The 11,730-nt window shown below is 62.2% G+C and carries 11 protein-coding genes; 3 read left to right on the forward strand and 8 right to left on the reverse strand.

Going from position 1 to position 11,730, the window contains the following annotated elements:
- Positions 1 to 19 precede the first annotated feature (19 nt).
- The 5 genes from CXP40_RS16930 to CXP40_RS16950 all read right to left on the reverse strand — a co-directional run bounded on the left by CXP40_RS16930 (position 20) and on the right by CXP40_RS16950 (position 4,530).
- Positions 20 to 1,909 carry a diguanylate cyclase gene (locus CXP40_RS16930; RefSeq protein ID WP_106734718.1) on the reverse strand — a complete coding sequence of 630 codons (1,890 nt, stop codon included), beginning with the start codon at positions 1,907 to 1,909 and terminating at the stop codon, positions 20 to 22.
- A gap of 5 nt (positions 1,910 to 1,914) precedes the next feature.
- On the reverse strand, positions 1,915 to 2,787 hold the full coding sequence (locus tag CXP40_RS16935) for an endonuclease/exonuclease/phosphatase family protein (protein ID WP_055986009.1): 873 nt from the start codon (positions 2,785 to 2,787) through the stop codon (positions 1,915 to 1,917).
- A 19-nt stretch (positions 2,788 to 2,806) separates the two neighbouring features.
- Positions 2,807 to 3,433 (reverse strand): thiol:disulfide interchange protein DsbA/DsbL, encoded by a 627-nt coding sequence (locus CXP40_RS16940; RefSeq protein ID WP_017676421.1) that lies wholly within the window; start codon positions 3,431 to 3,433, stop codon positions 2,807 to 2,809.
- 150 nt (positions 3,434 to 3,583) lie between these two features.
- On the reverse strand, positions 3,584 to 4,189 hold the full coding sequence (locus CXP40_RS16945) for a cytochrome c (protein ID WP_017676420.1): 606 nt from the start codon (positions 4,187 to 4,189) through the stop codon (positions 3,584 to 3,586).
- Positions 4,190 to 4,239: 50 nt separating this feature from the next.
- Positions 4,240 to 4,530: a cytochrome c5 family protein gene (locus CXP40_RS16950; protein ID WP_017676419.1), complete on the reverse strand. Its 291-nt coding sequence runs from the start codon at positions 4,528 to 4,530 to the stop codon at positions 4,240 to 4,242.
- Positions 4,531 to 4,773: 243 nt separating this feature from the next.
- On the opposite strand from CXP40_RS16950, the gene yihA reads away from it, so the two are divergent.
- On the forward strand, positions 4,774 to 5,421 hold the full coding sequence (gene yihA, locus CXP40_RS16955; protein WP_055986012.1) for a ribosome biogenesis GTP-binding protein YihA/YsxC: 648 nt from the start codon (positions 4,774 to 4,776) through the stop codon (positions 5,419 to 5,421).
- Between the two features lie 419 nt (positions 5,422 to 5,840).
- Here the strand turns inward: yihA and polA are convergent, their stop codons facing one another.
- On the reverse strand, positions 5,841 to 8,636 hold the full coding sequence (polA, locus tag CXP40_RS16960; protein ID WP_106734719.1) for a DNA polymerase I: 2,796 nt from the start codon (positions 8,634 to 8,636) through the stop codon (positions 5,841 to 5,843).
- Between the two features lie 75 nt (positions 8,637 to 8,711).
- Here polA and CXP40_RS16965 point away from each other — a divergent pair, with 75 nt between their 5' ends.
- Positions 8,712 to 8,996, forward strand: a complete 285-nt coding sequence (locus tag CXP40_RS16965) for a DUF2782 domain-containing protein (RefSeq protein WP_037002230.1) — start codon at positions 8,712 to 8,714, stop codon at positions 8,994 to 8,996.
- Between the two features lie 17 nt (positions 8,997 to 9,013).
- Complete coding sequence (locus CXP40_RS16970; protein WP_055986022.1) at positions 9,014 to 9,964, forward strand: homoserine kinase; 951 nt, start codon at positions 9,014 to 9,016, stop codon at positions 9,962 to 9,964.
- A gap of 166 nt (positions 9,965 to 10,130) precedes the next feature.
- Here CXP40_RS16970 and CXP40_RS16975 read toward each other — a convergent pair whose 3' ends face one another.
- Complete coding sequence (locus CXP40_RS16975; RefSeq protein WP_099524929.1) at positions 10,131 to 10,763, reverse strand: SCO family protein; 633 nt, start codon at positions 10,761 to 10,763, stop codon at positions 10,131 to 10,133.
- A 48-nt stretch (positions 10,764 to 10,811) separates the two neighbouring features.
- Positions 10,812 to 11,711 carry a heme o synthase gene (gene cyoE, locus CXP40_RS16980; RefSeq protein WP_017676413.1) on the reverse strand — a complete coding sequence of 300 codons (900 nt, stop codon included), beginning with the start codon at positions 11,709 to 11,711 and terminating at the stop codon, positions 10,812 to 10,814.
- Positions 11,712 to 11,730 lie beyond the last annotated feature (19 nt).

The raw sequence follows: 11,730 nt of genomic DNA on the forward strand, positions 1-11,730 counted from the left end.
GCGGCTCCGACCGAACAGATCAGACTGCCTGTTCGACCCGGTTACGCCCCGTGCCTTTGGCACGGTAAAGCGCCTGATCGGCACGCTCGAAGGTGACCTCGGTGGCCTCGCCATTGCGAAACTCGGCGATACCCGCGGAGAAGGTGATGGTCACCGGCTCCCCCTTGAAGTGGAACGGGCAGGCCTCGATTGCCGCGCGCAGGGTCTCGAGAAGCTGCACACCGCCCTCCAGCGGCGTTGCAGGAATCAGCAAAACGAACTCCTCGCCACCAAAACGGGCGATGAAGTCGGTCTTGCGCAAACGCTTGTTGAGCTCACCGGCAATGATCTTCAACACCCGATCACCGGCCAGGTGACCATAGCCATCGTTGATCCGCTTGAAGTGATCGATATCCAGTACCGCCAACAACAACTGGCCGCCGTAGCGTTGGCGACGAGCGACTTCCAGATCCAGACGCTCACTCCAGGCGGCACGGTTGGCCAACCCGGTCAGGGGATCCAACAGGGACTTCTGTCGCTGTTCTTCGATGTGCTCGCGAAACTGCTGCGCCTCCTGCTCCATCTCGGCGACACGCTTGACCAGGCCCTGTAGCCGCTCGGCCACGTCGTCCTCACTGCTATCGCGCTGACGCTGATGATTGCTGACGCTCTGCAGCAACCCCTCCAGGCGCTGCTCCAGGGCCTGCTTGAGCGACTCCAGATCACCCGCATCCTGCACGCTTTGCTGCAGGTCGCTGACCTGATCACGCAACTGCTGATTGAAGTTGCGCGCACTTTCTGCCGACGCGCTGTACCCCTCATGTGCCTGGCTGAGGGTTTCGATGAAGGCCGCCAGGCGCTCATTGAGTTGCTTGAGATAGCCCGCGAACTCACGCTGGCCGCTATCGGTGACGGCCAGCACCAGCACAGCCAGGTCATCCAGCACCGGCACCAGCTCGTACCAGTTGAGATTGCCCTCCAGCCGCAGGCGCAGCGCGTCACCTTGCGGCAGATGGCGCGCCGGCAGCTCGAGCTCGTCGAGCAGGCCACGCAGACTGCTGGCGATATGCGGCGCCACCGCGCTGTATCCAGGTTCGCTGCTGGGCAATGAAAACGGGCTGTCGTCGGCACCCTCCTGCCGCACCAGCCCCGGCGGCAGAGGCAGGCTATCGAGCACGGGCGAAGCCTCGTGGAGCTGATGCTGGGCCGGCGCGCTAATCACTCTGGCAACACGGGGAGGCGACTCGTTCGCTAGCGCGACGGTGGCAGGCGCGGATGCTGGCGTTGGCGTTGGCGTTGGCGTTGGCGTTGGCGTTGGCGTTGGCGCCGACTCTGGTGCGGGCTCCTCGATAAGGCTAGCGGCCTCAGCGACACGGTCCGGCGCATCCTCATTGCTTTCGCTGGTCTCGCTGCGCGAGCCGAACAGGCGCTGAAGCAGGCCTGGTTGTTCCTGCGCCGGAGCCTGCAGAACGGTCAGCGCCTGGCCCTGCAGATTACTCAGCTGGCTGAGCAGCGCCGGGAGCAGATACTGGTGCGCGGTGGCATCCTGCAACTGCTTGCCCAGTGATTTGAGTGCCTTGCGCACCTCGCGGGGCGGCTGCAGACGCTGCAGTTGCTCGATCAAGCCAGCCAACGCAGTCGCAGCCTCTCCGGCACGCTGCTGACGGCGCTGCTCGGAATCCAGCACAGCCTTTTCCAGACGCGGGATAAGGCCGCCCAATGCAGCGTCCATATCGTCGCGGCGAAGAATTTCGCGCATTTCCTGCATGCATTGATCGACCGCCTTGTCCGCGCCCTCGGCGGCCAGGCTGCTGCGCACCAGCCCCCGGCGCAGCAGATCCAGGCGCAACTCCCAACGGCGGTCGAGCTTCTCCTGCTGCTCCAGGCTGCTCAGGTACTTTTCTTTCCAGCGTTGCGCGTCATCGCTCATACGGCTTACTCGGGAGATGGCGTCTTCAGCATAGGCATTTGCGCAGCATTCTGTGCTTCCGGCAGGCGGATTTCCACGGCCACGGGAAGGTGATCGGAAATCGGCTGACTGAGCACATCGACGCGCCCCAGCTCGAGCTCGGAACTGATCAGAATATGATCAAGGCAGCGCTGCGGTCGCCAGCTGGGGAAGGTCGCTTCGACCTGCGGCGCGATCAGGCCGAGGTCGCGCAACGGGGAGCTCTCCAGCAGGTCGACAGCATGGGTGTTCATGTCGCCCATCAGCACCAGGTGGCGAAACTCGCTGACACGCTCACGAATGTAGGCCAGTTGCCGCGTTCGGGTGCGAGCTCCCAGCGCCAGATGCATCATCACTACACCCAGTGCATGCTCACCTTCGCCCAAACGCAGGAAGATCGCACCACGCCCAGGCGGGCCGGGGAGCGGATGGTCTTCCAGCAGAGAGGGACGCAAACGGCTGAGCACGCCATTGCTGTGCTGGGCGAAGCGCCCGAGATTGCGATTGAGCTGTTGGTACCAGAAGGGAAAGGCCCCCTGCTGGGCAAGGTACTCGACCTGATTGATGTAGCCCGAACGCAGGCTGCCGCCATCGACCTCCTGCAAAGCCACCAGATCGAAGTCGGCGAGCAGATCACCGATGCGCTGCAGGTTGCCGGCACGTCCGGCATGGGGCAACAGATGCTGCCAGCTACGGGTCAGGTAGTGATGATAACGCTGGGTATTGATGCCGACCTGGACGTTGAAACTGAGCAGACGCAACAGGCCGTCGGCCGGCCAGTCGCTATCGGGCGAGCAGTGCGGGTTGATCTGTGGATCGCACAGACCAACCGCACGTGTCTTTCGCCAGCGGCGCAGCATGCTTCGCGCCTGCGGCCGCTTAAAGCGCCTCGCGCTCCTTGGCGATCAGGTGGTCAGCGACCTGCAGGGTCTGCTGTGGGCCACCGGCCGAGCCCAGGTCGAAGCGATACTTGCCACCGACTACCATCACCGGTACGCCAGTGATCTGGTAGGCCATGGCCAGTTTCTTGGCCTTTTCCATCTGGCCTTTGACGGCGAAGGAGTTGAAGGTCTTGAGGAAGGCATCACGATCAACGCCCTGGGTGGCGACGAAATCGGCAAACTCTTCGGCCGAAGCCAGCTTCTTCTTCTCCTGGTGGATGGCGTTGAACACGGCGTCATGCACCTTGTGCTCGACCTTCATGCTTTCCAGGGTAATGAACGCCTGACCATGCACGTTCCAGATGCCACCGAACAGCGCCGGTACGCGGACGAAGTTGACGTCTTCCGGCAGCTTCTCGACCCAGGGGTTGAGAGTCGCTTCGAACTGATAGCAGTGCGGGCAGCCGTACCAGAACAGCTCCACCACTTCGACCTTGCCAGGCTTGGACACCGGCACCGGGCTCTTCAGCTCGACGTACTGCTGGCCAGCCACCGGCTCGGCGTGAGCAGTGATACCGAACAGACTGCTGAGGGCCAGAGCGGCGCCGAGAATCAGGTTACGCATGGGGTACTCCTTGGTAGTAGGCATCGCCTCGTGGCGAATCGCTAGTAAGACCGGACGACACGAGGCAGGTTCCGGCCATTGTAGCCGCGGCGCAAATGAAAAAGGGTGGCCGTAGCCACCCTTTGTCTTGCCAAAAGCAACGATGGTCCGTCAGTGCAGGCCCTGGATGAAGCTGGATACAGCTTCGATATCCTTGTTGCTCAGTTTGGCAGCGATGGCGCGCATGATCATCGCGTCGCCGTCGTTGGTGCGGTTGCCTTCGCGGAAGTCAGTCAGCTGCTTGGCCACGTACTGAGCGTGCTGGCCGCCCAGGTGTGGGAAGCCGGCAGCGGCCAGGCCAGCGCCGTTGGGCGAATGGCAACCGATGCAGGATGGCATGCCCTCTTCCAGCTTGCCGCCACGGAACAGTGCTTCACCACGCTCGACCAACTTGGGATCGGCGGCACCAACGCTCATCTTCTGACTGGAGAAGTAAGCGGCGATGTCAGCCATATCCTGTTCGCTGAGGTTGTCCAGCATGCCGGTCATTTCGACCACCGGACGGGCACCGGACTTGATGTCGTGCAGCTGCTTGAGCAAGTAACGCTCGCCCTGACCGGCCAGCTTGGGGAAGTTTGGTGCAGGGCTGTTGCCATCGGCGCCATGACAGGCACCACAGACAGCGACTTTGCCCTGACCGGCTTCGGCATCGCCAGCAGCCTGTGCCACGCCAGTGAGGCCCAGGGTCAACAGCAGACTCACGAGTACTTTGTTCATCAGCTAATCCAATTACGGCTAAGAGAGAAAGGGTTATCGAGCGGGCTTACTCACTCGGTCATCAGCTTGATGACCGCCTGGTAATCCTCGGCCGAGCAGTCCATGCACAAGCCGCGCGGCGGCATGGCATTCAAACCATTGGTAACGCTCTGCACCAGTGTATCCATGCCCTTGGCCAGACGCGGCTCCCATGCGGCCTTGTCACCCTTCTTGGGCGCCGTGGGAATCTGGCCGTTGTGGCATACACCACAGGAACGGTCATACACAGCTTGCGGATCCTGAGCAGCATAGCCGTTGAACGACAACATCATAACGGCAGCAGCAAGCAGCATTTTCTTCATCAGATCAACCTCATCAGGGTTGGGAACGTCCTGCTTTCTATCGAGCAGAGATTTAATCGCTCCCGGCAATTGGGTTCCTGCGGGTGGGACAAAGCGCACACAAAATCTGCGGCATTATATACTGGCAACACTGAAACGGAAACGACGCCCCCTGCCGCCCCCTCTGGGGCGCAGCAGGTGCGCGGAAATGTCGCAAGCCCTCGAACCACTGAACAGGAATCGAGGCATCCACCGGATACCCCCATGCTCCCGAAAAATCCCATCATCGGTCTGTGCCAGCAGGCCAGCTTCCTCATCAGCGCCGCCAAGGTCGATCAGTGTCCGGAGGACAGCGGCCTGGAGGTGGCCTTCGCCGGCCGCTCCAACGCTGGCAAGTCGAGCGCGCTCAACACCCTTACCCACGCCAGCCTGGCGCGCACCTCGAAAACACCGGGACGCACGCAGTTGCTCAACTTCTTCCGCCTGGACGACGAGCGTCGCCTGGTCGACCTGCCCGGCTACGGTTATGCCAAGGTACCCATCCCGCTCAAACAGCACTGGCAGAAACATCTGGAAGCGTATCTGGGCAGCCGCGAGAGTTTGAGCGGCCTGGTTTTGATGATGGATATCCGCCATCCGCTGACCGAGTTCGACTGCATGATGCTGGACTGGTCGGTAGCCAGCGGCATGCCGCTGCATATCCTGCTGACCAAGGCCGACAAACTGGCTTTCGGCGCAGCGAAGACCACCTTGCTCAAGGTGCGCCAGGAAATTCACAAGCAGTGGGGCGATGGCATCAGTATCCAGCTGTTCTCGGCGCCTAAGCGCATGGGCGTGGAAGAGGCGCAGATGGTGCTGGCCGGCTGGTTGGATCTGTTGCCGGAAGAGGATGAAGAAGGCGCCGAGGAATAAGTCGTAGGGTGCGCTGTGCGCACCGAGATCGTAGGGAGTATTCGGTGCGCCCGGCGCACCCTACGGAGCTGCAGCCGCCCGGTTTGACTTGAGAAGCCCTCTCCCACAAGCGGTAGAGGGTCGTCAGAATGCAGCTAGCGGCACTTTTCTATAGGCAAAAAAAACCCCGAGCTTCGTATGGGGAGGGAGAAGTTCGGGGTTCAAGGTCTGAACCGCTAGGGCGGGGTTCAGATGTCTGCCAACACTTAACACAACAAAGGAGCATTGAAGGGCTTAACGGCCATTCATGAACTCTGACCGGGTGGGTTTGCAGAAAGTTCATTGCCGTCTTAAAAACCATTTGCAATAAGAAAGCGCCTTTTGATTCCCTGAAACCCAAAAGCTAGAGCGGCCGCGGCTCCATGCCGCGGCGACGAGCCTCAATGCGCCTCGTCCCAATTGGCGCCGACGCCGACTTCCACCAGTAGCGGTACATCCAGGTCGGCGGCGCCACTCATCAGGCTCTTGAGTTTGGCGCTGACCTCGTCGATCAGTTCCTCACGCACCTCCAGCACCAGTTCGTCGTGCACCTGCATGATGATGCGTGCATCGATGCCGCTGTCCTGCAACCAGCTGTCCACGGCGATCATGGCGCGCTTGATGATGTCCGCGGCGGTGCCCTGCATCGGCGCATTGATCGCCGCGCGCTCGGCGCCCTTGCGCATGGCCTGGTTCTGCGCGTGGATCTCCGGCAGATACAGGCGACGGCCGTAGACCGTCTCCACATAGCCCTGCTCGGCAGCCTGCGCGCGGGTGCTTTCCATGTAGGTCAGCACCCCCGGATAACGGGCGAAGTAACGATCGATGTAGGCCTGCGCCTCCTTGCGTTCGACGTCGATCTGCTTGGCCAGGCCGAAGGCGCTCATGCCGTAGATCAGGCCGAAGTTGATCGCCTTGGCCTTGCGCCGCTGGTCGCTGGTCACCTCTTCCAGTGCCACACCAAAAACCTCGGCAGCAGTGGCCCTGTGCACGTCCAGATCATGGTGGAAGGCATCGAGCAGACCTTTGTCCTTGGCCAGGTGGGCCATGATGCGCAACTCGATCTGCGAGTAGTCCGCCGCCATCAGCTTATAGCCCTTGGGCGCAACGAAGGCCTGGCGGATGCGCCGGCCTTCGGCGGTGCGGATCGGGATGTTCTGCAGGTTCGGGTCGCTGGAGGACAGGCGGCCAGTAGCGGCGACCGCCTGGTGATAGCTGGTATGGATACGCCCGGTGCGCGGGTTGATCTGCTCCGGCAGCTTGTCGGTGTAGGTGCTCTTGAGCTTGCTCAGGCTGCGGTACTGCATCAGCACCTTGGGCAGTTCGAAGTCCTGCTCGGCCAGTTCTGCCAGCACCGCTTCGGCGGTGGAGGGTTGGCCCTTGGCAGTCTTGCTGATCACCGGGTAGCCGAGTTTTTCGTAGAGGATCACGCCGAGTTGCTTGGGCGAGGCGAGGTTGAATTCCTCACCGGCGATCTCGAACGCCTTGCGCTCCAGTTCCACCAGTTTCTCGCCCAGCTCGACACTCTGCTCGCCGAGCAGCTTGGCATCGACCAGCGCGCCGTTGCGCTCGATGCGCGCCAGCACCGGTACCAGCGGGATTTCGATGTCGCGCAGCACCTTGGCCAGGGACGGCACAGCTTCGAGGCGTCCCCACAGTTCCTGATGCAGACGCAAGGTCACGTCGGCATCCTCGGCGGCGTACGGGCCGGCCTGCTCCAGGGCGATCTGGTCGAAGGTCAGCTGCTTGGCGCCCTTGCCGGCGATATCCTCGAAGCGGATGGTGCTGTGGTTCAGGTACTTCAGCGCCAGGCTGTCCATGTCGTGACGGGTGGCGGTGGAGTCCAGCACGTAGGATTCGAGCATGGTGTCGAAGGCCACGCCCTGCACCGTGATCGGTGTGCTGGCGTTGGCCAGGACGTTGATGTCGTACTTGGCGTGCTGGCCGACCTTGGCCTTGGCCGGGTCTTCGAGGATCGGCTTGAGCGCCTTGAGCACTACGTCGCGGTCGAGCTGCTGCGGCACGCCCATGTAGGAATGCGCCAGCGGCACGTACGCCGCCTCGCCGGCCTTGACCGCGAAGGACAGACCGACCAACTGCGCCTGCTGGGCGTCGATGCTGGTGGTCTCGCTGTCGAAGGCGATCAGCTCTGCCTGCTCCAGTTTCTTCAGCCAGGCATCGAACTGCGCCTGCTCCAGTACCAACTGGTAATCACCATTGCTGGCTGGTGCTGGCTCGGCGGTTTCCTCAACGGTGTCACCAGTCGGCTCGGCGAACAGATCGCCAGCCGGCGCAGCAGCCTTGGCCGCCAGCGCCTTGTTCTGACGCAGCAGGTCGTCCAGCCAGTTCTTGAACTCCAGCTCGCCGTAAAGCTCCACCAGCGCGGCCTGATCCGGTTCGCCGGGATGCAGCGACTCGATCTCGATATTCAGCGGCACGTCGGTCTTGATGGTCGCCAGCTGATAGGACAGGTAGGCCATCTCGCGGTGCTCTTCGAGCTTGGCTGGCAGGCCCTTGGCGCCACGGATCGGCAGCTCGGGCACCTTGTCGAGGTTGGCGTAGAGCACGTCGAGGCCGCCGCCGATACCAACCAGCAAGCCCAAAGCGGTTTTCTCACCGACACCAGGCACACCCGGAATGTTGTCGACCTTGTCGCCCATCAGCGCCAGGTAGTCGATGATCAGCTCAGGGCCGACACCGAATTTCTCCTTTACGCCATCGGCATCGTAGACGCTTCCCGTCATGGTGTTGACCAGCGTAACGTGCGGGCAGACCAGCTGCGCCATGTCCTTGTCACCAGTGGAGATGACCACGTCGCGCTTTTCCCCGGCCGCCTGGCGAGCCAGGGTGCCGATCACATCATCGGCTTCAACCCCCTCGACGCACAGCAGCGGCAACCCCAGGGCACGCACGCTGGCGTGCAGCGGCTCGACCTGGACGCGCAATTCGTCCGGCATGGATGGCCGATTGGCCTTGTACTCGGCGAACAGCTCGTCGCGGAAGGTGCCGCCCTTGGCGTCGAAGACCACGGCAAAGGGGCTGTTCGGGTACTGCTTGCGCAGGCTCTTGAGCATGTTCAGCACGCCCTTCACCGCTCCGGTGGGCATGCCCTTGGAAGTGGTCAGCGGCGGCAGGGCGTGGAAGGCGCGGTACAGATAAGAGGAACCGTCGACCAGAACGAGGGGAGCTTGGCTCATGCGCGGGATCAACCTTTTCGGCGGGTGCAGCGGTAGAATGGCTGCATCGGTGAACAACGAAGGAGCAAGATTACCATGGGTACATTGAATCGCCTGTTGCTGGTCGGCCTACTGGCCTGTGTCCCCCTTGCTGCTCACGCCGAAGATCCGGTATCCGGCGACCCGGATGTGACCATCCGCCAGGACGGCGACCGAACCATTCAGGAATACCGGGTCAATGGCTTCCTCTACGCCATCAAGGTCATCCCGAAGAACGGTAAACCCTACTTTCTCGTTCGCGCCGATGGCAGCGACGGCAACTTCGTACGTTCGGACGATCCGGACATGTTGATCCCGTCCTGGGAAATCTTTAGCTGGTAAGGCAATTAAGGTCTGATATGTCGGTATTCACCCCCCTGGAGCGTCATGAGCTCGAAGTCTTCCTGGCTCCCTATGGGCTTGGCCGGTTGCGTGACTTCCAGGGCATTGCTGCGGGCAGCGAAAACAGCAACTTCTTCGTCAGCCTGGAGCAGGGCGAATATGTCCTGACGCTAGTGGAGCGCGGCCCGGTGGCCGACCTGCCGTTCTTCATCGAATTGCTCGACGTGCTGCACGACGCCGGCCTGCCGGTGCCCTACGCCCTGCGGACGCAGGACGACGAGGCATTGCGCACCCTGGCGGAGAAACCGGCGCTATTGCAGCCCCGGCTGTCAGGCAAGCATGTGCGCGAGGCCAACGCCCATCACTGCCAGGAAGTGGGTAGCCTGCTGGCGCGCATTCACCTAGCCACTCGCGAACAGCCGGTGGAACGTCGCAGCGACCGCGGGCTGGATTGGATGCTGGCCGAAGGTCCGAGCCAGGCGCTGAAGCTTGATGAACAGGCGTTGCCGCTACTACGTGATGCACTGGCCGAGATCGCCGAGCTGAAGCCGCGCATCCTCGCCCTGCCGCGTGCCAACCTGCATGCCGACCTGTTCCGCGACAACGTGCTGTTCGACGGCAACCACCTGGCAGGGGTGATCGACTTCTACAACGCCTGCTCGGGGCCGATGCTCTACGACCTGGCCATCACCCTCAACGACTGGTGCTCGAACGAAGACGGCAGCCTCGATGGCGCTCGCGCCCGTGCGCTGCTAGGTGCCTATGCAGCGCTACGCCCGTTCAGCGCTGCCGAAGCGGAGCTGTGGCCAGCCATGCTGCGCGTGGCCTGCGTGCGTTTCTGGCTGTCACGTCTGATCGCCGCCGAGTCGTTCGCCGGGCAGGAAGTGCTGATTCATGATCCGGCCGAATTCCAACGGCGCCTGGCACAACGTCAGCAGGTCAACCTGCCGCTGCCGTTCGCGCTTTAGGGCAAGCCCCGTAGGGTGCGCCGTGCGCACCAATGCCTTTGAGCGCACGCCGGTACGCGCGGCGCACCCTACAATCCCAAACTCAGGGCAGTAGCCCGGATGAGATCCGGGAAACTCTGTGCCATACAGCCTTGATGGTAACGGTTCGCAGGCGCACCCAAGCCGATCAGCTACCCGAAACCAGTCCCGGCAATTGCTCGGCCAGTTTGGCGTTGTTGATCGGCGCACGGATGAAGCCGCGCTGGGTGCCATCCGGGCCGATGATCACCAGATTGCCGCTGTGATCGACGGTGTAATTTTCCTTGCTGGTGTCAGCCGGGATGTAGGGAATGCTCACCGAGTTGGCGAATTTCTGCAGGGTTTCCTCTTCGCCGGTCAGACCTTTGAAGCCCGCATTGAAGAAGCCCAGGTACTTGCTCAACTGCTCCGGCGTATCGCGATGGGGGTCGACGCTGACCATCACCACGCTCAGCCGTGCGCGAGTTTCTTCGGGCAGCTGGGTCTGCAATTGGCGCAGCTGAGCGAGGGTGGCCGGGCAGATGTCCGGGCAGAAGGTATAGCCGAAGAACAGCAGCTTCCAGTCACCCTTGAGCTGATCAACCGCGACTTCCTTGCCCTCCTGATCGACCAGGCTCAGCGACGGCAGGCTCCGGTTCTGCGGCAGCAGGACGATACCTGCGTCGAGCAGCGCCGCCGGGTCGCCCTGGCTTTTGCTGCTGAGCACCTTGTTGACGGTAAGCCCCAGCACCAGGGCCACGATTGCGACAAGAACGAAAACCGTTGTGTGGGTACGAGTCATGAAATCCCTTAGCTAGCTTTTGCAAACCGTCTGCCACGCCACAGCTTGCTAGATGTTCAACAGCAGATAGTGATCCGCCAACAGCGCGATGAACAGCAGGAACAGGTACCAGATACTGTACTTGAAGGTGTTGATCGCGGCGTGCGGCTTGCTGTCACGGTACAGCACCCAGGCCCAGTGCAGGAAGCGGCCGCCCAGTAGCACAGCGCAAACCAGGTACAACGGCCCGCTCATGTGAATGGCGTAGGGCAGCAGGGTCACCGCGAACATCACCAGGGTGTAGAGCAGGATATGCACCTTGGTGTAGTGCTCACCGTGGGTCACCGGCAGCATGGGGATGTCGGCCTTGGCGTATTCGGCCTTGCGATGGATGGCCAGGGCCCAGAAGTGCGGCGGCGTCCAGGCGAAGATGATCAGCACCAGCAGCAGCGGCTCGGCACTGAGGTGACCGGTGACGGCAACCCAACCCAGCAACGGTGGGGCAGCACCCGCCAGGCCGCCGATCACGATGTTCTGCGGCGTGGCGCGCTTGAGAAAGCCGGTGTAGATCACCGCATAGCCGAGCAATGAGGCCAGGGTCAGCCAGGCAGCCAACTCGTTGGTGAACACCATCAGCAGGCTCATGCCGGCGATGGCCAGCAGCAGGGCGAAGGTCAGCGCCGCCACCGGCGAGACACGCCCGGCGGTGACCGGACGTTTGTGCGTGCGCGCCATGATCGAGTCGATGCGCCGATCTACCACATGGTTGACCGCAGCCGCCGCGCCTGCACACAGGCCGATGCCGAGGTTGCCGAACAGCAGCACGGTCCAGGGCACACCGGCACGGGTAGCGAGGAACATGCCGACCAGCGAGGTGATCAGCATCAACATCACCACCCGCGGTTTGGTCAGCTCCAGATAGTCGCGCCAGGTGGCGTGTTCGGAGTGAGCTCGCAGCATTGTCGCCATGGCATTGCTCCTTGATTCG

The organism is Pseudomonas sp. YY-1, from assembly GCF_002843095.1.
Classification (GTDB): Bacteria; Pseudomonadota; Gammaproteobacteria; order Pseudomonadales; family Pseudomonadaceae; genus Aquipseudomonas; species Aquipseudomonas sediminis_A.

Bases quoted from the DNA above. Each gene is read 5' to 3' on its own strand.
- CXP40_RS16930 (WP_106734718.1), bottom strand. From the start codon at position 1,909: ATGAGCGATGACGCGCAACGCTGGAAAGAAAAGTACCTGAGCAGCCTG.
- CXP40_RS16935 (WP_055986009.1), bottom strand. From the start codon at position 2,787: ATGCTGCGCCGCTGGCGAAAGACACGTGCGGTTGGTCTGTGCGATCCA.
- CXP40_RS16940 (WP_017676421.1), bottom strand. From the start codon at position 3,433: ATGCGTAACCTGATTCTCGGCGCCGCTCTGGCCCTCAGCAGTCTGTTC.
- CXP40_RS16945 (WP_017676420.1), bottom strand. From the start codon at position 4,189: ATGAACAAAGTACTCGTGAGTCTGCTGTTGACCCTGGGCCTCACTGGC.
- CXP40_RS16950 (WP_017676419.1), bottom strand. From the start codon at position 4,530: ATGAAGAAAATGCTGCTTGCTGCTGCCGTTATGATGTTGTCGTTCAAC.
- yihA (WP_055986012.1), top strand. From the start codon at position 4,774: ATGCTCCCGAAAAATCCCATCATCGGTCTGTGCCAGCAGGCCAGCTTC.
- polA (WP_106734719.1), bottom strand. From the start codon at position 8,636: ATGAGCCAAGCTCCCCTCGTTCTGGTCGACGGTTCCTCTTATCTGTAC.
- CXP40_RS16965 (WP_037002230.1), top strand. From the start codon at position 8,712: ATGGGTACATTGAATCGCCTGTTGCTGGTCGGCCTACTGGCCTGTGTC.
- CXP40_RS16970 (WP_055986022.1), top strand. From the start codon at position 9,014: ATGTCGGTATTCACCCCCCTGGAGCGTCATGAGCTCGAAGTCTTCCTG.
- CXP40_RS16975 (WP_099524929.1), bottom strand. From the start codon at position 10,763: ATGACTCGTACCCACACAACGGTTTTCGTTCTTGTCGCAATCGTGGCC.
- cyoE (WP_017676413.1), bottom strand. From the start codon at position 11,711: ATGGCGACAATGCTGCGAGCTCACTCCGAACACGCCACCTGGCGCGAC.